The organism is Nocardioides salarius, from assembly GCF_016907435.1.
In the GTDB taxonomy this organism is placed as follows: domain Bacteria; phylum Actinomycetota; class Actinomycetes; order Propionibacteriales; family Nocardioidaceae; genus Nocardioides; species Nocardioides salarius.
The window spans coordinates 1,278,790-1,304,522 of sequence record NZ_JAFBBZ010000001.1 but is presented as its reverse complement, the minus strand read 5'-3'; the positions used below and the strand labels follow the sequence as shown (position 1 = coordinate 1,304,522).

General features: G+C 74.8%; 21 protein-coding genes. 18 read left to right on the top strand and 3 right to left on the bottom strand.

Translation table 11 applies throughout. The features are described from left to right. The first annotated feature begins 48 nt into the window (after positions 1-48). The 3 genes from glmS to JOE61_RS06330 all read left to right on the top strand — a co-directional run bounded on the left by glmS (position 49) and on the right by JOE61_RS06330 (position 4,948). Positions 49-1,893: a glutamine--fructose-6-phosphate transaminase (isomerizing) gene (glmS, locus tag JOE61_RS06340; protein WP_193670075.1), complete on the top strand. Its 1,845-nt coding sequence runs from the start codon at positions 49-51 to the stop codon at positions 1,891-1,893. Positions 1,894-1,900: 7 nt separating this feature from the next. After that, entirely contained in the window at positions 1,901-2,254 is a 354-nt protein-coding gene (locus JOE61_RS06335; protein ID WP_193670074.1) for a holo-ACP synthase, read from the top strand. A 141-nt stretch (positions 2,255-2,395) separates the two neighbouring features. Further along, positions 2,396-4,948: an amidase family protein gene (locus JOE61_RS06330; protein ID WP_193670073.1), complete on the top strand. Its 2,553-nt coding sequence runs from the start codon at positions 2,396-2,398 to the stop codon at positions 4,946-4,948. 60 nt (positions 4,949-5,008) lie between these two features. Here the strand turns inward: JOE61_RS06330 and JOE61_RS06325 are convergent, their stop codons facing one another. Next, positions 5,009-6,016, bottom strand: coding sequence for a PDDEXK family nuclease (locus JOE61_RS06325; protein WP_193670072.1), 1,008 nt, complete (start codon positions 6,014-6,016; stop codon positions 5,009-5,011). Positions 6,017-6,256: 240 nt separating this feature from the next. On the opposite strand from JOE61_RS06325, the gene JOE61_RS06320 reads away from it, so the two are divergent. The 8 genes from JOE61_RS06320 (at position 6,257) to JOE61_RS06285 (ending at position 16,895) form a co-directional block, all read left to right on the top strand. Then, entirely contained in the window at positions 6,257-7,669 is a 1,413-nt protein-coding gene (locus JOE61_RS06320) for an NAD(P)H-hydrate dehydratase (RefSeq protein WP_193670071.1), read from the top strand. A 25-nt stretch (positions 7,670-7,694) separates the two neighbouring features. After that, positions 7,695-8,882, top strand: a complete 1,188-nt coding sequence (alr, locus tag JOE61_RS06315) for an alanine racemase (RefSeq protein ID WP_193670070.1) — start codon at positions 7,695-7,697, stop codon at positions 8,880-8,882. A gap of 2 nt (positions 8,883-8,884) precedes the next feature. Further along, positions 8,885-9,970, top strand: coding sequence for an alpha/beta fold hydrolase (locus JOE61_RS06310; protein ID WP_193670193.1), 1,086 nt, complete (start codon positions 8,885-8,887; stop codon positions 9,968-9,970). Continuing rightward, positions 9,967-10,947, top strand: a complete 981-nt coding sequence (tsaE, locus tag JOE61_RS06305; RefSeq protein WP_307822844.1) for a tRNA (adenosine(37)-N6)-threonylcarbamoyltransferase complex ATPase subunit type 1 TsaE — start codon at positions 9,967-9,969, stop codon at positions 10,945-10,947. Before JOE61_RS06310 ends, tsaE begins: the two co-directional genes overlap by 4 nt. Positions 10,948-10,965: 18 nt before the next feature. Further along, positions 10,966-11,511 (top strand): hypothetical protein, encoded by a 546-nt coding sequence (locus JOE61_RS06300; protein WP_193670069.1) that lies wholly within the window; start codon positions 10,966-10,968, stop codon positions 11,509-11,511. 320 nt (positions 11,512-11,831) lie between these two features. After that, entirely contained in the window at positions 11,832-15,479 is a 3,648-nt protein-coding gene (mfd, locus tag JOE61_RS06295) for a transcription-repair coupling factor (RefSeq protein WP_307822843.1), read from the top strand. Between the two features lie 74 nt (positions 15,480-15,553). Next, positions 15,554-16,240, top strand: a complete 687-nt coding sequence (locus JOE61_RS06290) for a hypothetical protein (RefSeq protein WP_193670067.1) — start codon at positions 15,554-15,556, stop codon at positions 16,238-16,240. Between the two features lie 13 nt (positions 16,241-16,253). Continuing rightward, positions 16,254-16,895, top strand: coding sequence for a MazG nucleotide pyrophosphohydrolase domain-containing protein (locus tag JOE61_RS06285; protein WP_307822842.1), 642 nt, complete (start codon positions 16,254-16,256; stop codon positions 16,893-16,895). Between the two features lie 12 nt (positions 16,896-16,907). Here the strand turns inward: JOE61_RS06285 and JOE61_RS06280 are convergent, their stop codons facing one another. After that, the gene (locus JOE61_RS06280) at positions 16,908-18,386 is read right to left on the bottom strand and encodes an amidase (protein ID WP_193670066.1); all 1,479 of its coding nucleotides are present in this window, start codon (positions 18,384-18,386) and stop codon (positions 16,908-16,910) included. Positions 18,387-18,527: 141 nt separating this feature from the next. Here JOE61_RS06280 and eno point away from each other — a divergent pair, with 141 nt between their 5' ends. The 5 genes from eno (at position 18,528) to JOE61_RS06255 (ending at position 22,163) form a co-directional block, all read left to right on the top strand. Then, a complete protein-coding gene (gene eno / locus JOE61_RS06275) occupies positions 18,528-19,805 on the top strand; it encodes a phosphopyruvate hydratase (RefSeq protein WP_193670065.1) in 1,278 nt (425 codons plus the stop codon). 15 nt (positions 19,806-19,820) lie between these two features. Beyond that, the gene (locus JOE61_RS06270; RefSeq protein ID WP_193670064.1) at positions 19,821-20,399 is read left to right on the top strand and encodes an FtsB family cell division protein; all 579 of its coding nucleotides are present in this window, start codon (positions 19,821-19,823) and stop codon (positions 20,397-20,399) included. Then, positions 20,396-20,920: a DUF501 domain-containing protein gene (locus tag JOE61_RS06265; protein WP_372440054.1), complete on the top strand. Its 525-nt coding sequence runs from the start codon at positions 20,396-20,398 to the stop codon at positions 20,918-20,920. Before JOE61_RS06270 ends, JOE61_RS06265 begins: the two co-directional genes overlap by 4 nt. Next, positions 20,911-21,867, top strand: a complete 957-nt coding sequence (locus JOE61_RS06260) for a Ppx/GppA phosphatase family protein (RefSeq protein ID WP_204797163.1) — start codon at positions 20,911-20,913, stop codon at positions 21,865-21,867. The genes JOE61_RS06265 and JOE61_RS06260 overlap by 10 nt, the downstream gene beginning before the upstream one ends. A gap of 62 nt (positions 21,868-21,929) precedes the next feature. Then, the gene (locus tag JOE61_RS06255) at positions 21,930-22,163 is read left to right on the top strand and encodes a hypothetical protein (protein WP_193670062.1); all 234 of its coding nucleotides are present in this window, start codon (positions 21,930-21,932) and stop codon (positions 22,161-22,163) included. Positions 22,164-22,244: 81 nt separating this feature from the next. On the opposite strand, the gene JOE61_RS06250 is transcribed toward JOE61_RS06255, so the two are convergent. Beyond that, positions 22,245-23,426: a zinc-dependent alcohol dehydrogenase gene (locus JOE61_RS06250; protein WP_193670061.1), complete on the bottom strand. Its 1,182-nt coding sequence runs from the start codon at positions 23,424-23,426 to the stop codon at positions 22,245-22,247. Between the two features lie 184 nt (positions 23,427-23,610). Between JOE61_RS06250 and JOE61_RS06245 the strand changes: the two genes are divergently transcribed. Together JOE61_RS06245 and JOE61_RS06240 are read left to right on the top strand one after the other, a co-directional pair. Continuing rightward, entirely contained in the window at positions 23,611-25,104 is a 1,494-nt protein-coding gene (locus JOE61_RS06245; protein WP_193670060.1) for an FAD-dependent oxidoreductase, read from the top strand. Beyond that, complete coding sequence (locus JOE61_RS06240; protein WP_193670059.1) at positions 25,101-25,733, top strand: endonuclease; 633 nt, start codon at positions 25,101-25,103, stop codon at positions 25,731-25,733. Before JOE61_RS06245 ends, JOE61_RS06240 begins: the two co-directional genes overlap by 4 nt.

The window sequence follows — 25,733 nt, the reverse complement described above, 5'->3', positions numbered from 1 at the left end:
CCGCGCCGTGCGCGTCGGTCGGTCCGCGCCTCGATAGACTCACCGGCCATGTGCGGGATCGTGGGGTACGTCGGGCAGCGCCCCGCCGAGCTGGTCGTCATCGAGGGGCTGCGGCGCCTGGAGTACCGCGGCTACGACTCGGCCGGCATCGCCCTGGTCGACGGCGGCACCCTGGTGACCCGCAAGAAGGCGGGCAAGCTGGCCAACCTCGAGAAGGTCGTCGACGCCGACCCGCTGCCGCCCTCGACGACAGGCATCGGGCACACCCGCTGGGCCACCCACGGCGCGCCCAACGACGTCAACGCCCACCCGCACCCCGGCTCGACCGGGCGGGTGGCGATCGTGCACAACGGCATCATCGAGAACTTCGACGACCTGCGCGCGCGCCTCGAGGACGACGGCCACCAGCTGGTCTCCGAGACCGACACCGAGGTCGTCGCGCACCTGCTGGAGCTGCAGGTGGTCTCGGGGGTCGACCTGACCACCGCCATGCAGCGGGTGTGCAGCCGGCTCGAGGGCGCCTTCACCCTCGTGGCCGTCGACGGCGAGACCCCCGGCCTGGTGGTGGCCGCGCGCCGCAACAGCCCGCTGGTGGTCGGCCTCGGCGAGGGCGAGAACTTCCTCGGCTCCGACGTCGCCGCCTTCATCGAGCACACCCGCGAGGCGCTCGAGCTCGACCAGGACCAGGTCGTCACGCTGACCCCCGAGGGCGTCAGCGTCTCCGGCTTCGACGGCACCCCCGCCGAGGGCCGGCCCTACCACGTCGACTGGGACCTCTCCGCGGCCGAGAAGGACGGCCACGACTGGTTCATGCGCAAGGAGATCCACGAGCAGCCGCGCGCCGTCGCCGACTCGCTGCTGGGGCGGCGTACGCGGGAGGGGGCGCTGCACCTCGACGAGATGCGCCTGTCGGACCAGGAGCTGCGCGACGTCGACAAGATCATCATCATCGCGGCCGGCACCTCCTTCTACGCCGGCATGGTCGCCAAGTACGCCATCGAGCACTGGTGCCGCATCCCCGTCGAGGTCGAGCTGTCCAGCGAGTTCCGCTACCGCGACCCGATCCTCGACTACTCCACGCTGGTGGTCGCGATCAGCCAGTCCGGCGAGACCGCCGACACCCTGCAGGCGATCCGGCACGCGCGCACCCAGCGCTCGAAGGTGCTGGCGATCTGCAACACCAACGGCTCGACGATCCCGCGCGAGTCCGACGCCGTCATCTACACCCACGCCGGCCCCGAGATCGGGGTCGCCTCCACCAAGGGCTTCCTGACCCAGCTGGTGGCCTGCTACCTGCTCGCGCTCTACCTCGCGCAGGTCAAGGGCACCCGCTACGGCGACGAGATCGCCGAGGTGATGAGCCAGCTCGAGGAGATGCCCGGCCACATCGAGACCGTGCTCTCGCGCGCCGACGACGTCTACGCGCTGGCCGCCGACCACGTCGGCACCCGCTCGGTGCTCTTCCTGGGCCGCCACGCCGGGTTCCCGGTCGCGCTCGAGGGAGCGCTCAAGCTCAAGGAGCTGGCCTACATCCACGCCGAGGGGTTCGCCGCCGGCGAGCTCAAGCACGGCCCGATCGCGCTGATCGAGCAGGACCTGCCGGTGCTGTGCGTGGTGCCGCCCCGCGGCCGTGACCAGCTGCACGGCAAGATGCTCAGCGGCATCCAGGAGGTCCGCGCCCGGGGTGCTCGCACGATCTGCCTGGCCGAGGAGGGCGACCCCTCGATCGCGTCGTACGCCGACGTGCTGATCAGCCTGCCGCGGGTGCCGGTGCTGCTGCAGCCGCTGGTGGCGGTCGTGCCGCTGCAGCTCTTCGCCTGCGAGCTGGCCACCCTGATGGGCCACGACGTCGACCAGCCGCGCAACCTCGCCAAGTCCGTCACGGTCGAGTGAGCGCGTCGTGCCCGTGATCGGCGTCGGCATCGACGTCTGCGACATCGAGCGGTTCGCCGAGTCGCTGGAGCGCACCCCGGCGCTGCGCGAGCGGCTCTTCACCCCGGCCGAGGCCGAGCGTCCACTGGCCTCGCTGGCCGCCCGCTTCGCCGCCAAGGAGGCCCTGGCCAAGGCCCTCGGCGCGCCCGTCGGGATGGCCTGGCACGACTGCGAGGTGGTCAACGAGTCGTCGGGCCGACCGCTGCTCGAGATCCGCGGCAGCGTGCGCGCCCGGGCCGACGAGCTGGGGGTGGCGCACCTGCACCTCTCGCTCTCCCACGACGCCGGGATCGCCTCGGCCGTGGTGGTCCTCGAGAGCTGATCAGCGGCTCGTGTGAGCCAGGTCTCGCCGGGTCCGGCGGGGTTTAACACGGCGGACACCGTGGCGGTGAAGAACTGTCTCATCGCGTAACACGAGGGCGCGAGGGTTCACCTGCCAACCGGCCCGTTCGAGAGGACCAGCGTGAACAAGCCCAAGACCCGCCGTGCGTCGATGCTCGCCGCAGGCTCGATGGGGATCGCCGCACTCGCGGTCGGCCCCACCGCCACCCTCACCTCGTCGGCGGCTCCCGCCCCCGACGGTGGCACCGCCTCCTACCTCGCCCCGTACTTCACCGCCGCCGACCTGACCGGCGACCGCCAGGTCACCGTCGCCGACCTCGACCTGCTCGTCGACGCGATGGGCGCCACCGGCGCCGACGCCGGCTGGGCCGACGTGGCCGCCGCCGACCTCGACGGCGACCTCGTCATCACCGTGGCCGACCTGGCCGCGCTGTCGCAGCGGGTGCTGCACGACGACGGCGACTTCGCCCTCGTCGAGGCCAGCGCGGTGGAGATGCAGAAGGCGATGAACGCGGGCGTCGTCACCTCGGTGCAGCTCACCCAGGCCTACCTCGACCGGATCGCGGCCTACGACCGCACGGTCGTCGACACCTCGCCGACCGGTCGGGCGCTGGCCGCGATCATCGCCACCAGCGACGTCGCGCTCGAGGCCGCGGCCGCCAGCGACGCCGCCCGCGCGGCCAACGGCGGGCCCTCGAGCATGCTCGACGGCATCCCGGTGCTGCTCAAGGACAACTACGACACCGTCGACATGCCCACCACCGCCGGCTGCGGCTGCTGGGAGGACAACCAGACCGACGACGACGCCGCGATGGTCGAGGGCCTGCGCGCCGACGGGGCGATCATCCTCGGCAAGGCCAGCCTCGACGAGTTCGCCTTCGGCTTCACCTCGCAGTTCAGCGCCGGCTCCGAGCCCGGCGACACGGTGTACGTCGCCAGCCCCTACGCCACCGACAAGACCGCCGGCGGCTCCAGCGGCGGCACCGGCGCCGCGATCGCGGCCAACCTGGGCGCGATCGGCTTCGGCACCGACACCGGCGGCTCGATCCGGGTGCCCTCGAGCTACAACCAGCTCGTGGGCGTGCGGCCCACGATCGGGCTGGCCAGCCGCGACGGCATCGTGCCGCTCGCGCTGAGCCAGGACACCGGCGGTCCGATGACCCGCTCGGTCTCCGACGCCGCCATCGCGCTCGACGCCGTCGTGGGCAGCGACCCGGCCGACCCGGTCACCGCCGAGGCCGACGACCGTGCGCCGGAGTCCTACACCTCCTACCTCGACCCCGAGGCGCTCGCCGGCACCAGGATCGGCTACCTCGCCTCGATGCTGCCGGCCGACGTGACCGTGCAGCGGCTCTGGGCGCAGGCCGTGGCCGACCTCGAGGCGCAGGGCGCCACGGTCGAGGAGATCACCATCGAGGGCATCGACCCGGTGCTCGGCGAGGGCAGTGGCTCGACCAACGAGTTCAAGCACGACCTCGACGAGTACATCGCCGCGCACCTCGGCGACAGCGTGGGGGCGCGCTCGCTGCGCGCGATCATCGACACCGGCCACATCGTGCCCTCGCGCGCCTCGACGTACGACCGTCGCGAGCAGGTCACCGAGGAGGAGTACGACGCCTGGATGGAGTCGCACACCGCGGTGCTGGCCGGAGGGCGCGAGCTGGTCACCGGCGCGCTCGACGACAACGGCCTCGACGCGCTCGTCTACCCCTCGGGCCGTCCCTACGGCACGCACAGCACCAACATGCGGCTCAGCCCCAACACGGGGCTGCCGGCCGTGACCGTGCCGATGGGCCAGGCGGTCGCCACCGACCTGTCCGTCACCGGGGCCGGGGTCAACCTGGAGTTCCTGGGCCGCGAGTTCGCCGAGGGCGACCTGCTCGGCCTGACCTACGCCTACGAGCAGGCCACCGCGCACCGCACCAGCCCCGAGCTCTACGGGCCGCTGGAGGGCGACGTGGTGGAGGGCACCGGCGGCGACGAGACGGCGGAGCCGGGCGACGGCAGCGTCACGGTCTCGGCGCCGGCCAAGGTCACCGCCGGCCAGGAGTTCACCGTCACCGTCGAGCAGTCGGCCGCCGACCTCTACGCCTACGACCTGAGCGTCGGCTTCGACCCCGACACGGTGACCTACGTCGTCGACAGCGCCGCCACCGACGACACCGGCAGCACCTATGAGTCGACCGGCGCGGGCGAGGTGGGCGTCACGCACACCAACCTCGGCACCTCGCCGGCCACCTCGGGGGAGACCACGCTGGCCACGCTGACCTTCGTCGCCACCGCGAGCGGGTCCACCGGCATCTCGGTCGAGGAGCTGGAGACCGTCACCACCGACGGCACCACCAGCACCGTCAGCGACGTGGCCGCCACCGAGGTCGGGGTGCGCAAGGCCCGCACCACCACCGAGGTCGACCTGTCGAGCGCGAAGGTGGCGAAGGGCTCGAAGGTCTCCCTGGTCGCCACCGTCGACGCCGACGGCGAGCTCGCCCCGACCGGCAAGGTCAAGGTGCTCGTCGACGGCGACGTCGTACGCCGCGCCAATGTCGTCGACGGGGTCGCCCGGACCCGGTTCAAGGCCCGGTCGCTGGGGCGCACCAAGGTCCTGGTGCGCTACCTCTCCGACGACCCGTTCAAGAAGAGCAAGGGCCGGGCGGTCTTCCGCGCCGTCCGCTGACCTGGGTCGTGGTCTGAGTTGTGGTCTGAGTTGTGGTCCGGGTCGTGGCCCGTGGGCGCGCTATGCCGCGTCCTCGGGTGCACGACCCGGACCACGACCTGACCCACGACCCGAGCCACGACCAGAGCCACGACCCGGCTCGGCCCGCGCGGGGAGGGTGGGGACGCCGAGCGCGCGGAGGTCCGCGGCCAGCTCGGCGTCCTCGTGGCGCACCTCGTACGCCGTGCAGCCGACCACGGTGAGTCCGGGCGAGGCCAGGCGGCGCCCGCGCTTCTTGTCCTCGGCCCACTGGCGCACCTCCATGTGGAACGACCCGTCGATCTCCAGCAGCAGCACGCCCCCGCCGGGCAGGTCCCACTCGCAGTCGGTCCAGCGCCGGCGGCCGCTGGAGTCGGTGCGGGAGCGTTGCCGGGCCGGTGGCACCAGCCCGGCCCGCCGGCACATGACGGCGACGTCGAGCTCGGCGCCCGAGTGCGCTCCGCCCGCGACCTCGCTGAGCAGCCGCTTGAACGGCTTCGCGCGGCGCAGCGGCCGCAGCTGGTCGATCCACTCCACCAGCCGCTCCGCGGTGGTCAGACGCTGCTGGACCGTCGCGGCGAGCAGCGCGCACGCCGGCCGCATCGGGGCGTCGTACGCCGAGTGGAGCAGCGCGGCGGGCTCGACCCGGGCCACGGGCAGCCCCTTCCTAGGGTGGCGCAGCAGGTCGAAGGGGCGACGGGTGCGGAAGAAGTCGACGCCGTCGACCGGCTCGAAGGCCAGCGGGGCGTCGACCCAGACCGTGACCCGGTCGCGGTCCCAGCCGCTCAGCCCGTGGAGGGCGGCGGCGCTCAGGCCGCCGATCATGCTGCGCGGGCCGGCGTGGAGCACGGCGAGCCAGCGGCGCTGCTCGTCGTCGAGGGTGCCGGTGACGGTGCTGACCACCCGTGGGGTGCGGGCCACCCACCGGCGGGCCGCGACGTTGTTGCGCACGGTGTCGGCGTCGATGCCCAGGGCGGTCAGCTGGCGCCGCGCCACCATCCCCGCCTGGTCGGCGAGCAGGGCGTCGAGCGTGTCCTCGGTGTCGGTCATGGCCAGCAGGTTGCCCGGTGCCGGCGTACGGCGTGCTCGTCATCCACAGGCACTCGAGGGCACCCGCTCATCCGGGTCGTGGCCTGGGTCGTGGCTTGGGTCGTGTGCCCCTGGACGCGCCAGGGCGCGTCCACGACCCACGACCCGGACCACGACCCGGACCACGACCCGGACCACGACCCGGACCACGACCCCCGGGGGCGAGCCGGGGAGCAGCCCGGCGCACTAGCCTGCGACGACATGAGGCAGGCGCACACGGTGGAGCAGGTCCGGGCGGCGGAGGCGGCGCTGATGGCGCGGCTGCCGGAGGGTGCGCTGATGATGCGCGCCGCGCACGGGCTGGCGCACGCGGTCGCCGACTGGCTGGGCTCGACGTACGGCCGGCGGGTGCTGCTGCTGGTCGGCTCGGGCGACAACGGCGGTGACGCCCTGCACGCCGGCGCGCTGCTGGCCCGCCGCGGGGCCGGGGTGGAGGCGTGGCTGCTCTCGGAGACCGTGCACGACGCAGGCCTGGTCGCGCTGCGGGCGGCGGGTGGGCGGGTCGTGCCCGCCGACGCGGCGCAGGAGCTGCGCCCCGGTGCCCGGCCCGACGTCGTGGTCGACGGCATCGTCGGCATCGGCGGCAAGCCCGGCCTGCGCCCGGCGGCGCAGCAGGCGCTGGCGCGGCTCGAGGGGGTGCCGGTGGTCGCGGTCGACGTGCCGAGCGGTGTCGACGTCGACACCGGCCAGACCCCCGAGCCCCACGTGCGCGCCGACCTCACCGTCACCTTCGGCACCCACAAGCCGGCCCACCTCGTCGACCCCGCGGCCGGCGCCTGCGGGGTGGTGCACCTCGTCGACATCGGGCTCGACCTGCCCGAGCCCGGCCTCGAGAGCCTGCAGGCCGCCGACGTCGCCCGGCTGCTGCCGCGCCCCGCCGACGACGCGCACAAGTACACCCGCGGCGTCGTCGGGGTCCGCGCCGGCTCCGAGACCTACCCCGGCGCCGGGCTGCTCAGCGTCGCCGGCGCCGCCACCGGCTTCGCCGGCATGGTCCGGTACGTCGGCGACGTCGCCGTCGGCGACCGGGTGCGGGCCGCGCACCCGGAGGTGGTCGGCGCCGGCCGCGTGCAGGCCTGGGTCCTCGGCTCGGGGGCCGGCGACGGGGCGGCCGCCACCCTGGCCGAGGCGCTCGCCGACGCCCGCGAGCACGACCTGGCGCTGGTCGTCGACGCCGACGCGCTGCAGCACCTCGAGGCGCCGCTCGACGTGGCGGCGGTGCTCACCCCGCACGCCGGCGAGCTGGCCCGGATGCTGGGGGAGGAGCGCGCCGACGTCGAGGCCCGCCCGCTGCACTTCGTGCGCGCGGCCGCGCGCCGCTACGGCTGCGTGGTGCTGCTCAAGGGCCACCACACCCTGGTCAGCACTCCCGGCGGACGGGTGCGCGCCACCACCACCGGCACGCCCTGGCTGGCCACCGCGGGCGCCGGCGACGTGCTCGGCGGGATGGTCGGGGCGCTGCTCGCCGCGGGGCTGACCCCCTTCGACGCCGCCAGCGTCGGGTCGTGGCTGCACGGCGCGGCCGCGACCACGGTCTCGCGCGGGGCCCCCATCGTGGCGGGCCAGGTCGCCGGCGCCGTCGCCGACGTCGTGCGGACCCTGCCCGCGCCGTGAGCCGCCGGGTGCGAGGATGGTGGTGATGAGCCTCCAGCACGACGCACGGCGCGCCGAGATCGTCGTCGACCTGGCGGCGGTCCGCCACAACGTGCGCCGGCTCGCCGCCGAGGTCGGGCCCGACGTGGCCCTGATGGTGGTCGTCAAGGCCGACGCCTACGGCCACGGCCTGCTGCCGGTGGCCCGCGCCGCCCGCGAGGCCGGGGCGCCGTGGCTCGGGGTGGCCACCCTCGACGAGGCGCTGGCGCTGCGCGCGGGCGGCGACACCGGGCGGCTGCTGGCCTGGCTGACGGTGCCCGGCGAGGACTGGGCGCCGGCGGTCGCCGCCGACGTCGACGTGACGGCGTACACCACCGGCGAGCTCGACGACCTCGTCGACGCCGTCGCCCGCGCCGGGCGCCCCGCGCGCCTGCAGCTCAAGATCGACACCGGCCTCAACCGCGGCGGCTGCACCCCTGCCGACTGGCCCGCCCTGGTCGCCGCCGCCCGCGAGGGAGAGCGCGCCGGGCACTGGCGCGTCACCGGGATCTGGTCGCACCTCGCCGTCGCCGACGAGCCCGAGCACCCCGCCAACGACGCCCAGGAGCAGGTCTTCCGCGAGGCCGTCGAGACCGCCGAGGCCGCCGGCCTCGACCCCGAGGTGCGCCACCTGGCCAACTCGGCCGGGGCGCTGCTGCGGCCCTCGGCGCGCTTCGACCTGGTGCGCGCCGGCCTCGCCTCCTACGGCCTCGATCCCGCCCCCGGCCGCACCCCCGACATCGGCCTGCGCCCCGCGATGACCGCGACCGCGACCGTGGCGATGACCAAGCGGCTGGTGCCCGGCGACGGGGTCTCCTACGGCCACACCTGGGTCGCCGAGCAGCCGGTCACCGTCGGCCTGCTGCCGGTGGGGTACGCCGACGGCGTGCCGCGCCACGCCGGCAACACCGCCCACGTCGGCGTCGCCGGCGTACGCCGCCCGGTGCGTGGCCGGGTGTGCATGGACCAGCTGGTCGTCGAGCTGGCCGGCCCCGGCGAGGAGCCGGCCGTCGGCCCGGGCGAGCGGGTGGTGCTCTTCGGGAGCGCCCCCGACCCGACCGCGCAGGACTGGGCCGAGGCGTGCGGCACCATCTCCTACGAGATCGTCAGCCGGATCGGTGGGCGCTTCGCCCGCCGCTGGACCGACTCCGACCCCGAGACCGACACCGACTCCGACCCCGAGGAGCAGCCGTGAACATGCGTCGTCGCGTGGCCGGCCTGGCCGGCGCCCTGGCGGGCGTCGCGGTGGCCGGCACCGCCGCCGAGGTCGCGCGCCGCCGCCGGGTCATCGCCCGCCGGGGCGCCGGAGACCGCACCCCGCTGGGCTCGCTGCGCGCGGTCGCGCGCACCGTCGTCGCCGACGACGGCCTGCCCCTGCACGTCGAGGTCGACGAGCCCGACGCGCACGACCCGGCCGACCCGACCGGGCCGGGCCACGACCCGCTGACCGTGCTGTTCGTGCACGGCTACGCCCTCAACCTCGACTGCTGGCACTTCCAGCGCGCGGGCTACCGCGGCCTGGTGCGCACCGTCTTCTACGACCAGCGCTCCCACGGCCGCTCGGGCCGCTCCTCGCTCGAGCACGCCACCATCGACCAGCTCGGCCGCGACCTGGCCCGGGTGCTCGAGGCCGAGGTCCCCGAGGGCCCGGTCGTGCTGGTGGGCCACTCGATGGGCGGGATGACCATCATCGCGCTGGCCGAGCAGCACCCCGAGCTCTTCGGCGACCGCGTCGTCGGCGTCGGCCTGGTCTCCACCACCGCCGGCGGCCTCGACGTCGGGCGGCTGCTGCTGCCGGTGGTGCCGGCCAAGCTGGCCGGGCCGTTCCTGGGCCGGGCCGTGGGCCGGGTCATGGTCCCCCTCGCCCGCGGGCACCGGTTCATCGACCTGGCCCGGCGCCTCGGCGGCTCGGTGGCGCTGGTGGCCACCGACCTGTTCGCCTTCGGCGGCGACGTGCCCGAGTCCTACGTGCGCTACGTCGACCAGATGCTGGCCCGCACCCCCTTCGAGGTCGTGGCCGAGTTCTTCCCCAGCTTCGAGTCGCTCGACAAGTTCCACGTCGTCGAGGGGCTGAGCCGGGTGCCGGTCTCGATCATCTGCGGCACCGCCGACCGGGTCACCTCGATCGGGCACAGCCGCAAGCTGCACGCCCACATCGAGGGCTCGCGCCTGGTCGAGGTCGAGGGTGCCGGGCACATGGTCGTCATGGAGAGCCACGACCAGGTCAACGCCGAGCTCGACCAGCTGATCGCGGCCGCGACCGAACGGGCGGGCCAGCGGTGAGCGCGGCGCGCGAGGAGACCCGGGCACGCCCCGCGGTCGTCGTACGACGGGTGGGGCCGGAGGCGGCCGAGCAGGTGATGCACGTGGTGCACGAGGCGTTCTCGGCGCGCCCGCCGCTCGACCCGCCGCCGGGGGCGCTGAAGGAGACGGTGCACACCATCCGCGGCAAGCTCGCCGACGGCGGCGGGCTGCTGGCCTGCATCGACGAGGAGCCGGTCGGCACCCTGATCCTCGACCCGATCGGGTCCTCGACCTACATCCGCCGCTTCGGCGTCGTGCCGGGCCAGCAGGGCCTCGGCATCGCCGGGCGGCTGATCGACGCCGCCGTCGACGCGGTGGCCGACTCGGGCCGCGGCACCGACGACCTGATCGTGCAGGCGCGCGAGGAGCTGCCCCAGACGGTGCGGTTCTGGGACCGCCAGGGCTTCCGCGAGATCCGGCGCTACTCGCCGCTGGTCGAGATGCGCCGCCCGCTGCGCACCGCCGTCTTCCAGGCGCCCACCGCCGACGCGATGCGCGGCATCGGCCGCTCGCTGGCCGGCCAGCTCACCCACGGCGACCTGGTGGTGCTCACCGGCGACCTGGGCGCCGGCAAGACCACCTTCACCCAGGGCCTGGGGGCCGGGCTGGGCGTGCGCGGCAACGTCACCTCGCCCACGTTCGTCATCGCCCGGGTCCACCCCTCCACGGTCGGCGGGCCCGAGCTGGTGCACGTCGACGCCTACCGCCTCGACGGGCTGGAGGAGCTCGACGACCTCGACCTCGACACCTCCCTCGAGGAGGCCGTGACCGTCGTCGAGTGGGGCGAGGACCTGGCCGAGGGCCTCTCGGAGTCACGGCTGGAGATCCGCATCGTGCGGGCGATCGGCGACCCCGCCGAGCAGGCCGACCCGTCCTCGCCCTTCGACCCGCGGCGGGTCGAGGTCACCCCCGTCGGGCCGCGCTGGCACGCGCTGTCCTTCCGCGCGCTGGGCTGAGCGGGGCGGAGGAGGGCCGTGGCCGGCGTCGAGGTGCTCGAAGGGCCCGGCGACGCGCCCCGCGACCCGCGTGTCGTACGCCGCCGGCGGCTGCTGGCCGGTGCGCTCGCGCTGCTGCTCGTGGCCGGCCTGGTGCTGGCCGCCGTCGACGCCCGGCGCCGCGACAGCGAGACCGCCCGGGTCGAGGCGTGCGGCGAGGCCGCCCGGGCGGCCACGCGGCGCTCCGACACGGTGCTCGCGGCGATGGTCGACTACCTGCGCCCGGCGCTGGCGGCGGTCCCCGAGAGCAGCGGGCGCGACAGCTTCTACGCCCTGGTCGCGGGCGAGGCGGCCCGGGTGCGTCCGGGCCTGCAGCGCGCGCTCGGGGAGTGCCGCGCCGTCGAGGTGTGGTCGTGGCACGACGACCTGCGCGAGCAGCGCGCGGCGTACGTCGCCCACCTCGCCGCCCAGGTCGGGCTGACCGGCGAGGTGGCCGCCGACGGCCGCGAGCTCTACGCCGACGACCCCGAGCGCGCCGACCGGCTCGCCGCGCTGCGGGAGCGTGCCTTCGGGTCCCGTGGGTGACGGTGCTGGCCGAGCGGCATGACAATCACGGCCCTGGCACCGGCTGGTTGACGCTGGCCGACCCGGAGGGCAGCGAGCTCTGCGTCCTGCGCTCGGAGCCCGAGCTGGCCGGCTGACCACCGCTGCGCTTGGCAGTGGGGTACACGTGTGCCCCTCTGCCAAGTGCAGGGCAGGGCAGTGCGCTCCGGGCGGTGACGGACTCGGCGGGCGTCGGTGCCCGGTCGTAGACTCGAGCGCGCTGCACCGCACCCCCGCCTCGAGCCCGAGCGGGGGCGTTCCCTGTGCTTGACGCACCAGCGACCACCAGGAGCCCCGCGCACGTGTCGACCACGACCCTCGAGACCCCTCTTGCCCCCGGCCCGGCCGGGATCGCCGACGCCGTGCTGGCCGACCCCGTCCTCACCGAGGTGCTCGCCGACGCGGGGGAGGGGCGCGTCCGCGCGCTCGACCTCACCGGCCCCGAGGCCCTGCGGCCCTTCGTGGTGGCCGGCCTGGTGCGCTCGGGCCGCAGCGTGCTCGCGGTGACCGCGACCTCCCGCGAGGCCGAGGACCTGGTCAACGCGCTCAGCGACCTGCTCGACCCGGCCGCAGTGGCCTACTACCCCTCGTGGGAGACGCTGCCCCACGAGCGGCTCAGCCCGCGCTCCGACACGGTCGGGCGACGCCTCGCGGTGCTGCGCCGCCTCCAGCACCCCGGCACCGACGCCAGCAACGGCCCGCTCCAGGTGGTCGTCGCGCCGGTGCGCTCGGTGCTGCAGCCGCAGGTCAAGGGGCTGGCCGACCTCGAGCCCGTCGAGCTGGTGCCCGGCGGCACCGCGCCGCTCGACGACCTGGTGCGCCGCCTCGCCGACGCGGCGTACTCACGCGTCGACCTGGTCGAGCGCCGTGGCGAGTTCGCGGTGCGCGGCGGCATCATCGACGTCTTCCCGCCCACCGAGGAGCACCCGCTGCGCGTGGAGCTGTGGGGCGACGAGGTCGAGGAGATCCGTTCCTTCTCCGTGGCCGACCAGCGCACCCTCGAGCCCGTCGAGCGGCTGTGGGCGCCGCCGTGCCGCGAGCTGCTGCTGACCGACGAGGTACGCCGCCGCGCCGCCGAGCTCGGCCAGGCGCACCCCCAGCTGCTCGAGCTGACCGACAAGATCAGCGAGGGCATCGCCGTCGAGGGCATGGAGTCGCTGGCCCCGGTGCTCGTCGACGACATGGAGCTGCTCGTCGACCTGATGCCCTCCGACACCCACGTGCTGGTGCTCGACCCCGAGCGGGCCCGCCGCCGCGCCCACGACCTGGTCGCCACCAGCGAGGAGTTCCTCGGCGCCAGCTGGGCCGCGGCCGCCAGCGGCGGCAGCGCCCCGATCGACCTCGGGGCGGCGTCGTACCGCACCCTCTCCGACGTGCGCGAGCACGCCCTGGCCCAGCACAAGCCGTGGTGGACCGTCAGCCCCTTCGGCATCGACGACGCCGAGACGGGCGCCGCCGGCCCGGTGCTGCGCGACGAGACCGGTGCGGTCACCGGCATCGACGTCGACGTGACCGTCGGCGCGGTGCCCAGCCGGGCGCTGCCGGCCAAGCCGGTCGACGCCTACCGCGGTGACGTCGAGCGGGCGATCAAGGACCTCGAGACCTGGCGCTCCGAGGGCTACCGGGTGCTGGTGCTGCACGAGGGCCACGGCCCCGCGCAGCGGATGGTCGAGGCGCTGGCCGAGCACGACGTGCCGGCCCGCCTGGTCGAGCCGCACGCCGGCGACGGCGCGCCGGCCGAGCAGGCACGACTGGTGCCCGACGTGGTGACCGTGAGCTGCGGGGCGCTCGCCCACGGCTTCGTCGACGAGACCAACCGCCTGGTCCTGGTGACCGGCGAGGACCTCTCGGGGCAGAAGTCCTCGACGCGCGACATGCGCAAGATGCCGACCCGGCGCAAGAAGCAGATCGACCCGCTCGAGCTCAAGGCCGGCGACTTCGTGGTGCACGAGCAGCACGGCGTGGGCCGGTTCGTGGAGATGAAGCAGCGCCAGGTGGGCGGCGCGACCCGCGAGTACCTCGTCCTCGAGTACGGCGCCTCCAAGCGCGGCGGCCCCGCCGACCGGCTCTACGTGCCCGCCGACGCCCTCGACCAGGTCACCCGCTACGTCGGCGGCGAGCAGCCCAGCCTCGACCGGCTCGGCGGCGGCGACTGGGCCAAGCGCAAGGGCCGCGCCCGCAAGGCGGTGCGCGAGATCGCCGCCGAGCTGATCAAGCTGTACGCCGCCCGGCAGGCCACGCAGGGCCACGCGTTCGGGCCCGACACGCCCTGGCAGCGCGAGCTCGAGGACGCCTTCCCGTTCCAGGAGACCCAGGACCAGCTGACCACGGTCGACGAGGTCAAGCAGGACATGCGCCAGGTGATCCCGATGGACCGCCTGGTCTGCGGCGACGTCGGCTACGGCAAGACCGAGATCGCGGTGCGCGCGGCGTTCAAGGCCGTCCAGGACGGCAAGCAGGTGGCGGTGCTGGTGCCGACCACGCTGCTGGTCACCCAGCACCTGTCGACCTTCAGCGAGCGGATGGCCGGCTTCCCGGTCGTGCTCAAGGGCCTCTCGCGCTTCCAGACCGACAAGGAGGCCAAGGAGGTCCTGGCCGGGCTGGCCGACGGCACCGTCGACATCGTGGTGGGCACCCACCGCCTGCTCAACCCCGACACCCGGATGAAGGACCTCGGGCTGATCATCGTCGACGAGGAGCAGCGCTTCGGTGTCGAGCACAAGGAGCAGATGAAGCGGCTGCGCACCTCCGTCGACGTGCTGTCGATGAGCGCGACGCCGATCCCGCGCACGCTCGAGATGGCGATCACCGGGATCCGCGAGATGTCCACGATCACCACCCCGCCCGAGGAGCGGCACCCGGTGCTGACCTACGTCGGCGCCTACGAGGACCGCCAGGTGGTGGCCGCCGTGCGCCGCGAGCTGCTGCGCGAGGGCCAGGTCTTCTACATCCACAACCGGGTGCAGTCGATCGAGAAGGCCGCCGCCCGCATCAAGGAGCTGGTGCCCGAGGCGCGGGTCGCGACCGCCCACGGCCAGATGGGCGAGCACCAGCTCGAGCAGGTGATGCTCGACTTCTGGGAGAAGCGCTTCGACGTGCTGGTGTGCACCACCATCGTGGAGTCCGGCCTCGACGTCTCCAACGCCAACACGATGATCATCGAGCGCTCCGACACCCTGGGTCTCTCCCAGCTGCACCAGCTGCGCGGACGGGTCGGCCGCTCGCGCGAGCGGGCCTACGCCTACTTCCTCTACCCCGCCGAGAAGCCGCTCACCGAGACCGCCCACGAGCGGCTGGCCACCCTGGCCCAGCACTCCGACCTGGGCGGCGGGATGGCGATCGCGATGAAGGACCTCGAGATCCGCGGCGCCGGCAACCTGCTCGGCGGCGAGCAGTCGGGCCACATCGCCGACGTCGGCTTCGACCTCTACGTGCGCCTGGTCGGCGAGGCGGTCGCGGAGTTCAAGGGCGACGGCTCCGAGCCCGAGCTCAACGAGGTCCGCATCGAGCTGCCCGTCGACGCGCACCTGCCCCACGACTACATCCCCACCGAGCGCCTGCGCCTGGAGATGTACAAGCGCCTGGCCGAGGTGCGCGCCGACGACGACGTCGACGCCATCAACGAGGAGCTGCTCGACCGGTACGGCGAGCCGCCGGTCGAGGTGGTCTCGCTGCTCCTGGTCGCCCGGTTCCGGGCCCGCGCCCGCCAGGCCGGCATCGGCGAGGTCACCATCGCCGGCAAGAACGTCCGGTTCGCGCCGGTCAGCCTGCCGGAGTCGCGGGTGGTGCGCCTGCAGCGGATGTACCCGAAGTCGCTGGTCAAGCCGCAGCTCGACACGATCCTGGTGCCGCGGCCGCAGACCGCGGTCATCGGTGGGCGTCCCCTCGACGGCATCGCGCTGCTCGAGTGGGCCCGCGGCGTGATCGACCAGGTGATCGACCCGGCGTGAGGGGCTGGTTCAATGTGACCAGTGCACTGTGATCCCGCACTCACCGCCCGTCCCGCCGTCGCCAAGGAGCCCCCGTGCGTCTGTCCCGCCCCCTCGCCGCTCTCGGCGCCGTGGCCCTGCTGGGCACCGGCGCGCTCTCCGGGTGCGGCCTCTCCGACATCCAGGCGGCGCCCGGCGTGGCCGCCGAGGTGCACGGGACGCAGATCAGCGTCGAGGAGGTCGACCAGCTCTCGGTGACCACCTGCGAGGTGCTGCGCAGCAACCCCGAGCTGCTCGGCCAGGGCTACACCGGCTCGACCGTGCGCGACACCGTGCTGGCCCAGCTGGCCCAGCGCGAGATCGCCGACGCGATCGCGGCCGAGAACGACATCGACGGCGCCCCGATCTACGCCGGGGCCGCCCAGCAGGCCCGGCTGGGCCTGGGGCAGGCCGACTCCGAGCAGCTCGAGGAGGTGCTGCCGGTCTTCGCCTCGAGCAGCTACCTGCGTGCCGTGGTCGCCGAGGTCGTCGACCCCTCGCTGCCCGACGACGCCGGCGAGGCGACCGCGACGGCGGCGTACCAGACCTACCTCGCGGCGTGGGAGGCGGCCAACCCCGTCACCACCAACCCCCTCTTCACCGAGGTCGACTTCTCCGGGCCCCAGGAGCGGCGCAACGAGCTCTCGGTCGCGGTCAGCGACGAGGCCGTCGAGCTGTTGACGCTCGACCCGGCGGCGGTGCGGCTCGAGGAGCGGCTGCCCGCCTCCCAGCGCTGCACCTGAGCGGGTGGTGGGCGTGCCGGGCGACGGGTCGGCCGAGCCGCTGCTCGAGCTGCGCGCGGTGATGGCGCGGCTGCGCGCCGAGTGTCCGTGGAAGGCCGAGCAGACGCACCGCTCGCTGGTGCGCTACCTGCTGGAGGAGACCCACGAGACGATCGAGGCCGTCGACCGGCTCGCGGCGGGGGAGCCCGGCGCGGTCGAGCACCTGCGCGAGGAGCTCGGCGACCTGCTGCTGCAGGTCTACTTCCACGCCGCCGTCGCCGCCGAGGCCGGCGGCTTCGACATCGACGACGTGGCCCGCGGCATCACCGACAAGATGGTGCGCCGCAACCCCCACGTCTTCGGCGACGAGACCGGCCAGGTCGGGCAGGCAGGTCAGGTCCAGGACGCCGCCGCGGTCAACGAGCGCTGGCAGCAGATCAAGGCCGCCGAGAAGGCCCACCGCACCACCCCCGACGAGGGCGTCCCGCCCGGCCTGCCCGCGCTGCTCTACGCCGACAAGGTGCTCGACCGGCTGCACCGCGCCGGCCGCGAGGTTGACCTGGACCCCGCCTCCGCCGACCTCGGCGAGCGGCTGCTCGCCCTCGTCGAGGAGGCCCGCGCCGACGGGCTCGACCCCGAGCAGGCCCTGCGCGACGCCGTACGCCGCCGCACCTGACCCCGCGCCGGGTCAGAGGGGCGGGCGGCGGTCGAACCAGGGAGCGGCGTCCTCGAGCTGGCCGGCCAGCCGCAGCAGGGTGGCCTCGCTGCCCAGGCGACCCACGAGCTGCACGCCCATCGGCAGGCCCTCGGGGGTCCAGTGCAGCGGCACGCTCATCGCCGGGCGCCCGGTGAGGTTGGCCAGCTGGGTGTAGGGCACCCAGCCGAGGTTCTCGTTGATCATCTGGTCGACCAGCGGGGTGAAGCGCAGCAGGCCGCCGCCGCGGGCGCGCAGCAGCGCCTTCTGGACGCCCTGCACCACGGCCGGCTGGTCGAAGGCGCCCACGCGGGGCGGGGGAGTGGCGGTCGTGGGCGTGAGCAGCAGGTCGTGCTCGGCGTGCAGCTCGGCGAGGCGGCGCACGTGGCGGTGGCGGTCCTCGACGGCCTCGATGAACCGGGCCGCGCTGGTGGCCCGGCCCAGGGCGGCCATCACCTGGGTGTCCGGCTCGAACACGTCCTCGCCGCAGCCGGTGGCCGCGCGCGCCTGGGCCACGGTGACCGCGGCGTGGGCGAACCAGGTGGTCAGGAAGCTCCGGCCGAGCGCCGCGTCGTCGACCGGGGGCGTGTCGAGCTCGACGACCTCGTGGCCCAGGCCGGCCAGCAGCTCGGCGGCCCGCTCCACCGCGGCGCGCGCCTCCGGGTGCGGGTCGGGGTTGATCGAGCTGCGCCAGCTCATCACCACGCGCAGCCGGCCGGGGTCGCGACCGACCTCGGCGGCGTACCCGTCGCTGGGGCCGGGCGCCGGCAGGAACGGCGAGACGTCGGTCGGCCCGGCGAGCACGTCGAGCATCGCCGCCGAGTCGCGCACGCTGCGCGAGACCACGCCGTCGGTCGAGGTGCCGCCGAAGGGCTCGCCGTAGACCGGGCCGTAGGGCAGCAGGCCGCGCCCGGCCTTGAGCCCGAAGAGGCCGCACGCCGAGGCCGGGATGCGGATCGAGCCGCCGCCGTCGCTGGCCGCCGCGCAGGGGACGATCCCCGCAGCGACGGCCGCTGCGGCACCGCCCGAGGAGCCACCCGGGGTGTGGTCGGTGTCCCAGGGGTTGCGCGCCGGGCCGAAGAGGTGCGGCTCGGTGACGCCCTTGGCGCCGAACTCGGGGGTGTTGGTCTTGCCGAAGACCTGGAGACCGGCGTCGATCCACCGCTGCACCACCGTCGCCGTCTCGGTGGCGGGCAGGTCGGCGAGCGCGCGGCTCCCGCCGCTGGTCGGCACGCCGGCCAGGTGCTGGTGCAGGTCCTTGAGCAGGAACGGGACGCCGGCGAAGGCCCGCCCGCCTTCGGGCTCGGGAGCCGAGGGGGCCGGGGGCTCGAGGTCGCGCACGATGGCGTTGATGCGCGGGTTGACCTCCGCGGCGCGGGCCCGGGCCGCGGCGAGCAGCTCCTCGGCGGTGGTGGTGCCCTCGCGCACCAGGGCGGCGAGGGCGGTGGCGTCGTGGTCGGCGTAGTCGTGCATGGCCACACCGTAGTGACCCGGGGCCGCGCCCGTGGGCGGACCGCGCGAGTCGGGAGCGGCCCGACGCACTAGGCTCGACGTCGACGAGACCGTCCCCCGTTCATGACGCAGCACCACCCGAACCACTCAGGAGCACCCACCGTGGCATCCATCGAAGCAGTCGGCGCCCGCGAGATCCTCGACTCCCGGGGCAACCCCACCGTCGAGGTGGAGGTCGTCCTCGACGACGGCACCTTCGCCCGCGCGGCAGTGCCCAGCGGCGCCTCCACCGGCGCCTTCGAGGCCGTGGAGCTGCGCGACGGCGGCGACCGGTACGCCGGCAAGGGTGTCCAGCAGGCCGTCGACAACGTGATCCGCGTGCTCGGGCCGGCCGTCGAGGGCCTCGACGCCGACGACCAGCGCCTGGTCGACCAGGCGATGCTGGCCACCGACGGCACCCCCAACAAGGCGGAGGTGGGAGCCAACGCCATCCTGGGCGTCTCGCTGGCCGTGGCCCGCGCGGCCGCCGACTCGGCCGGCCTGCCGCTCTACCGCTACGTGGGCGGTCCCAACGCCCACGTGCTGCCGGTGCCGATGATGAACATCCTCAACGGCGGCTCGCACGCCGACTCCAACGTCGACATCCAGGAGTTCATGATCGCGCCGGTGGGCGCGCCCTCGTTCCGCGAGGCGCTGCGCTCGGGCGCGGAGGTCTACCACGCGCTCAAGGCGGTGCTGAAGGAGCGCGGGCTGGCCACCGGCCTGGGCGACGAGGGCGGCTTCGCGCCCGACCTCGACTCCAACCGCGCCGCCCTCGACCTGATCGCCGAGGCCGTCGAGCGCTCGGGCCAGCGTCTGGGCACCGACATCGTGCTGGCCCTCGACGTGGCCGCCACCGAGTTCTGCACCGACGGTGTCTACTCCTTCGAGGGCCAGTCGAAGAGCGCCGCCGAGATGACCGCCTACTACGCCGAGCTGTGCGAGGCCTACCCGATCGTCTCCATCGAGGACCCGCTCGACGAGGACGACTGGGAGGGCTGGAAGACCCTGACCGACCAGCTCGGCGACAAGGTCCAGATCGTCGGCGACGACCTCTTCGTCACCAACGTCGAGCGCCTGCAGCGCGGCATCAGCGGCGGCCAGGCCAACGCGCTGCTGGTGAAGGTCAACCAGATCGGCTCGCTGACCGAGACCCTCGACTCCGTCGACCTGGCCCACCGCAGCGGCTACCGCTGCATGATGAGCCACCGCTCCGGCGAGACCGAGGACGTCACCATCGCCGACCTGGCCGTGGCCACCGGCTGCGGCCAGATCAAGACCGGTGCCCCGGCCCGCTCGGAGCGGGTGGCCAAGTACAACCAGCTGCTGCGCATCGAGGACGAGCTGGCAGATGCCGCGCGCTACGCCGGTGTGTCGGCGTTCCCGCGCTACACCTCCTGAGCGACCCTGGGACACATGCCCGAGAACCGACGCACCTCGTCGCGGGGCAGCGGCCCGCGCGGGCGCACCGGCCCGGGCCGGGGCGGCGCCCCGCGCCCGGCCGCGCGCCCCGCGACCGGGCCGACCCCTCCCACGGGTGCCACGCCCCGCCGTCGCCCCCAACCGACCGGTCGCGCGGCGGTGCTGGTGCTGGTGGTCGCGGTGCTGGCCGTCTCCTACGCCAGCTCGGCGCGCGCCTACCTGCAGCAGCGCAGCGAGCTCGACGCGCTGCGCGCCGAGATCGCCGAGACCGAGGCCAGCATCTCCGACCTCGAGCGCGAGATGCGCCGCTGGGAGGACCCCGCCTACGTCACCCAGGAGGCGCGCGAGCTGGGCTACGTCATGCCCGGCGAGACGTCGTACGTCGTGCTCGACGAGAACGGTGAGCCGCTCGAGCCGGCCGCCGAGCTCGCCGACCCCGACCAGGTCGGCCCCGAGGTCGAGCCGGCCTTCTGGGAGGACGCCTGGGCCTCGGTGCTGCTGGCCGGCAACCCGCCGCGCAACCCCGGCACCCCGCCCCTGACCGAGATCGACGGCTCCGAGGAGCAGCAGTGAGCGACCAGCCGACCGACCGGCTGCCCGGCATCGACCCGGCCGACCAGGCGGTCGTCGACGAGCAGCTCGGCCGCTCGGCCAGCGGCATCGCCGAGGTCGGGCACCGCTGCCCCTGCGGCAACCCCGACGTGGTGACCACGGTGCCGCGGCTGCCCAGCGGCACGCCGTTCCCGACCACCTACTACCTCACCTGCCCGCGCGCGGCCTCGCGCATCGGCACCCTCGAGGGTTCGGGGCTGATGAAGGAGATGGAGGCGCGTCTCGCCGACGACGAGGAGCTGGCCGCGGCGTACGCCGCCGCCCACGAGCGCTACCTCGCCGCGCGCACCGAGATCGGCCGGGCCGCCGGCCTCGACGTGCCCGAGATCGAGGGCATCTCGGCGGGCGGGATGCCCGACCGCGTCAAGTGCCTGCACGTGCTGGCCGGCCAGTCCCTGGCCCAGGGCCGCGGCGTGAACCCGCTCGGCGACGAGGTCCTCGACGCGCTCGGCGCCTGGTGGGAGCCCGGCCCGTGCGTGTAGCCGCGGTCGACTGCGGCACCAACACCGTCAAGCTGCTCGTCGCCGACGTCGACGTCGAGGCGGGCACCGCCACCGAGGTGGCCCGCGAGTCGCGGATGGTGCGCCTCGGCGAGGGCGTCGACCGCACCGGCCGCCTGGCCGAGGCGGCCCTGGCGCGCACCTTCGCGGCCGTCGACGAGTACGCCGCCCTGGTGCGCGAGCACCGGGTCGACCCGGCGCACACCCGCTTCTGCGCGACCTCGGCGACCCGCGACGCCGACAACGCCGAGGAGTTCGGCGACGGCGTCGAGCAGCGCCTGGGCGTGCGCCCCGAGGTGCTCACCGGCGGCGAGGAGGCCCGGCTGGCCTGGGCCGGCTCGGTGCGGGTGCTGAGCGAGACCCCGGCTGCCCCGGTGCTCGTCGTCGACGTGGGCGGCGGCTCGACCGAGCTGGTGCTCGGCCATGCCGGCGCCGAGCAGGACCGGCCCGACCAGGCGCACTCGATGGACATCGGGTCGGTGCGGCTCACCGAGCGGCACCTGCACTCCGACCCGCCGAGCGCCGACGAGGTCGCGGCCTGCGTGGCCGACGTCGACGCCGCCCTCGACCAGTGCCCGGTGGCCGCCGGCGACGCCCTGAGCGTGGTCGGGGTGGCCGGCACGATCACCACCCTGGCCGCCGGCGTGCTCGGCCTGGCCGCCTACGACCGCGCGCTGATCGACCAGCAGGTGCTCGACGTCGCCGAGGTGCACCGCGAGTGCGACCGGCTGGTCGGCCTCAGCGTCGAGCAGCGCCTCGACCTGCCGTGGATGCACCCCGGCCGCGCCGACGTGATCGCCGCCGGCGCGCTGATCGTGTCGCGGGTGCTGGCGCGCACCAGGGCCACCGAGCTGGTCGTCAGCGAGAGCGACATCCTCGACGGGATCGCCTGGGACCTCGCCCAGCGCTCGGCTCAGCCCTCCCCCTGAGGTGGATTGAGCCGCCGCACAGCGGGTAGGGGGACCGGGTCACCGACGAGAGGACCAGACCCATGAAGAAGATCCCGATGCTGATCGCCGCCGGCGCCGGCTACGTGCTCGGCGCCCGCGCCGGCCACGAGCGCTACGAGCAGATCAAGGCGGGCGCAGCGCGGGTCCGCCGCGACCCGCGGGTCCAGGACGCCACCCAGCGCGCCACCGACACGGTCAAGGAGAAGGCCGGCGAGGTCGCCTCCGACGCCGTGGAGGCCGCGAGGCGCCAGAACTCGATGCCGCCGGCTCCCTGAGCCGGTCTCCACGACGACGAAGAGCCGCCCGTCCCGGGACTCCCGGGGCGGGCGGCTCTCGTCGTGGGGCCGTGGGGTCGGTCAGGGCGTGAAGACGACCTTGATCATCTCGTCCTGCTTGCCCTGGAACTTGGCGTAGGCCTCCGGCGCCTCGGCGAGGGGGAGCCGGTGGGTCACGAACTGCTCGGTGCCCAGCGGGTCGGCGTCGTCGACCAGCAGCGGCATGATGTCGTCGGTCCACCGGCGCACGTTGGCCTGGCCCATCCGCAGCTGCAGCTGCTTGTCGAACATCTGCATCAGCGGCATCGGGTCGGCGGCGCCGCCGTAGACGCCGAGCAGCGACACGGTGCCGCCGCGACGTACGGCGTCGAGCGAGGCGTGCAGCGCCGCGAGCCGGTCGAAGCCGGCCGACATCATCAGCGGCTTGGCCACCGCGTCGGGCAGCAGCCCCACGGCCTTGATCGCCTTCTCGGCCACCGGGTTGCCGTGCGCCTCCATGCCCACCGCGTCGATGACCGCGTCGGCGCCGCGCCCACCGGTGCGGCTGCGGACCTCCTCGGCGACGTCGTCGACGGCGTCGAGGTCGATCGTCTCCGCGCCGCGGGCCCGCACCCGGGCGAGCCGCTCGGGCACGCGGTCGACCACGATCACCCGGATGCCGCGGTGCATCGCGATCCGCGCGGCCATGTCGCCGATCGGTCCGGCGCCCATGATCAGCAGGGTGCCGTCGGCGGGGCAGTCGGCGTACTCGACGCCCTGCCAGGCCGTGGGCAGCACGTCGGAGAGGAAGACGAAGCGGTCGTCGACGGGGCCCTCGGGCACCTTGACCGGCAGGAAGTCGGCGAACGGCACGCGCAGCAGCTCGGCCTGCCCGCCGGGCACCGCGCCGTAGAGGCTGCTGAAGCCGAAGAGGCTGGCGCCGGTGCCGTGCTCGTGGTTCTGGGTGGTCTCGCACTGCGAGTACAGGCCGCGCTCACAGGTCCAGCAGCTGCCGCAGCTGATGTTGAACGGCACCACGACCCGGTCGCCGACCTTGAGCTTGCTGACCCCGGGCCCGACCTCGCGCACGATGCCCATCGGCTCGTGGCCGACGATGTCGCCGGGGGTCATGAACGGGGCCAGGGGCTCGTAGAGGTGCAGGTCCGAGCCGCAGAGACCGGTGGTGGTGATCTCGACGATCGCGTCGGAGGGGTCCTGGATGGTGGGGTCCGGCACGTCCTCGACGCTGATCTTGGACGGGCCCTGCCAGGTGACTGCCTTCATGGGGGGTGCTCCCTTTGCTCGTCGTCGTACGTGCTCCAGCGCTCACCGGGGTCCCCGGCGAGCCAGTGCCCCACGGTGCGCGGCCGACGGGGGTCGACACGACCTCCCTGGGGGTGAGTCGTGCCCGGCGGGGTTGTCGCAGGCTGGGTCAGGTCCGGGCCCCTCGACCCGTCCAGGAGTGCAGATGAGCGCCGAGAGCGTGTGGTGGCAGCACCGGGGACACCCCCCGACCCAGCCGGCCGACCCGGATCCCGGGCAGGCGGGCCCCGACGAGACCTTCGACACGGTCGTGGTCGGGGCGGGCGTCACCGGCCTGACCACGGCGCTGGCGCTGGTGCGGGCCGGGCGCTCGGTGCTCGTCGTCGAGGCGCGCCACCCCGGCGCGGTCACGACCGGGCGCACCACCGGCAAGGTCTCGGCGCTGCAGGGCACGACCCTGTCGTCGCTGACCAGCCAGCACGGCTCCGGCGGTCGCCGGCGCCTCGAGGCGTACGTCGAGAGCAGCCTGGCCGCCCTCGACTGGGTGGCCGCCTTCTGCGAGGAGACCGGCGTGCCGGCCCAGCGCCGTGACGCCGTGACGTACGCCGCCGCGCCCGAGGAGGTGCCGACGGTGCGCGACGAGCACGAGGCGGCCGCCTCCCTCGGTCTCGACGTGGCCTGGCGCGGCACGCCCGACCTGCCGGTGCCGGCCCACGCGGCCACCGTGCTGGCCGACCAGCTGCAGCTCGACCCCGTCGCGCTGGTGCTGGCGCTGCTCGACCGGGTGCGCGCCGGCGGTGGCCGGTTGCTGACCGGGCGCCGTGTCCAGCGGCTGCGCCAGCGCGGGGAGGTGGTGCACGTGCTGGGCGAGGACGGCCTCGACGTGCGCGGGGAGCACGTGGTGCTCGCCACCGGCACGCCCGTGGTCGACCGCCGCCTGCACTTCGCCCGGCTGACGCCGCAGCGCAGCTACCTGGTGGCCTACCGCCACCCCGCGCCGCCCGAGGTGATGGCGCTCTCGGCGGGCTCGCCCGGCCGGTCGTGGCGCGGGGGCGAGGTCGACGGCAGCGGCCTGCTGCTGGTGGGCGGCGAGGGGCACGAGACCGGACGCGGCCGCCGGGAGTCCACCCGCGTCGACCGGCTGCGCTCCTGGACCGCCGAGCACTTCCCCGACGCCGTCGAGCTGGCCGCCTGGTCGGCCCAGGACTACGTCTCCCTCGACGGGCTCCCGCTGGTGGGCGGCCTGGGCTCGCCGACGTCGCGGGTCAGCGTGGCCACGGGCTACCGCAAGTGGGGCCTGACCAGCGGCGTCGCCGCCGGCCTGGCGCTGGCGGGCGAGCAGACCGGTGCGCCGGTGCCGTGGGCGCGCGACCTCTACACCCGTGCGCCGCGGCTGCGCGACCTGCCCGCCTTCCTCGGCGTGCAGGCGGGGGTGGCGGCGGGCGAGGTCGGCTCCCTCGCGCGCGGCGTACGCCGGCCGCCGTCGAGGGCCGCCACCGAGGCGGGCGGCTGCGCGGCACTCCCCGTCTGCACCCACCTGGGCGGGACGCTGCGCTGGAACGACCACGAGCAGACCTACGACTGCCCCCTGCACGGCTCGCGGTTCTCCGCCGACGGCGAGGTGCTCGAGGGGCCCGCGACCCGGTCGCTGGCCCGGCTGCCGCGCCGGGGAGGTCGGCACGCGGGGGAGACGACGTGAGCCGCGACCAGGTGCCCGAGGGGGTGCTCGAGGAGCTGCTCGCCGAGCACGGGCGCACCTACGCCGACCAGGCCGGCATCACGCTGCGCGACAAGCCGGCGTCGCTCTTCCAGCTGCTGGTGCTGGCGACGCTGTCGTCGGCGCCGATCTCGGCCGACGTGGCGGCCACGACCGCCCACGAGCTCTTCCGGGCGGGGTGGCGCACGCCCGAGCGGATGCGCTCGGCCACGTGGCAGCAGCGCGTCGACGCCCTGGGCCGCGGCGGCTACCGCCGCTACGACGAGCGCACCGCCACGGTGCTCGAGGAGTCGGCCGCCCTGCTGGAGGAGCACCACGGCGGCGACCTGCGCCGGCTGCGACGCGAGGCCGACGGCGACCGCGACGCGCTGGTCGAGGCGCTGCAGGAGTTCCCGCGGGTGGGGCCCACCGGCGCCCGGATCTTCTGCCGCGAGGCCCAGGCCGTGTGGCCCGAGCTGGTGCCGTTCTTCGACGACCGCGGCCTGGAGCGGGCCGGAGGGCTGGGCCTGCCCACCGACCCCGGCGCCCTGGCCGACGTGGTCGGTGGCGACCCGGGCGAGGTGGCGTGGCTCTCGGCCGCGCTGGTGCGCTCGGCGCTGGCCGACGGCTGA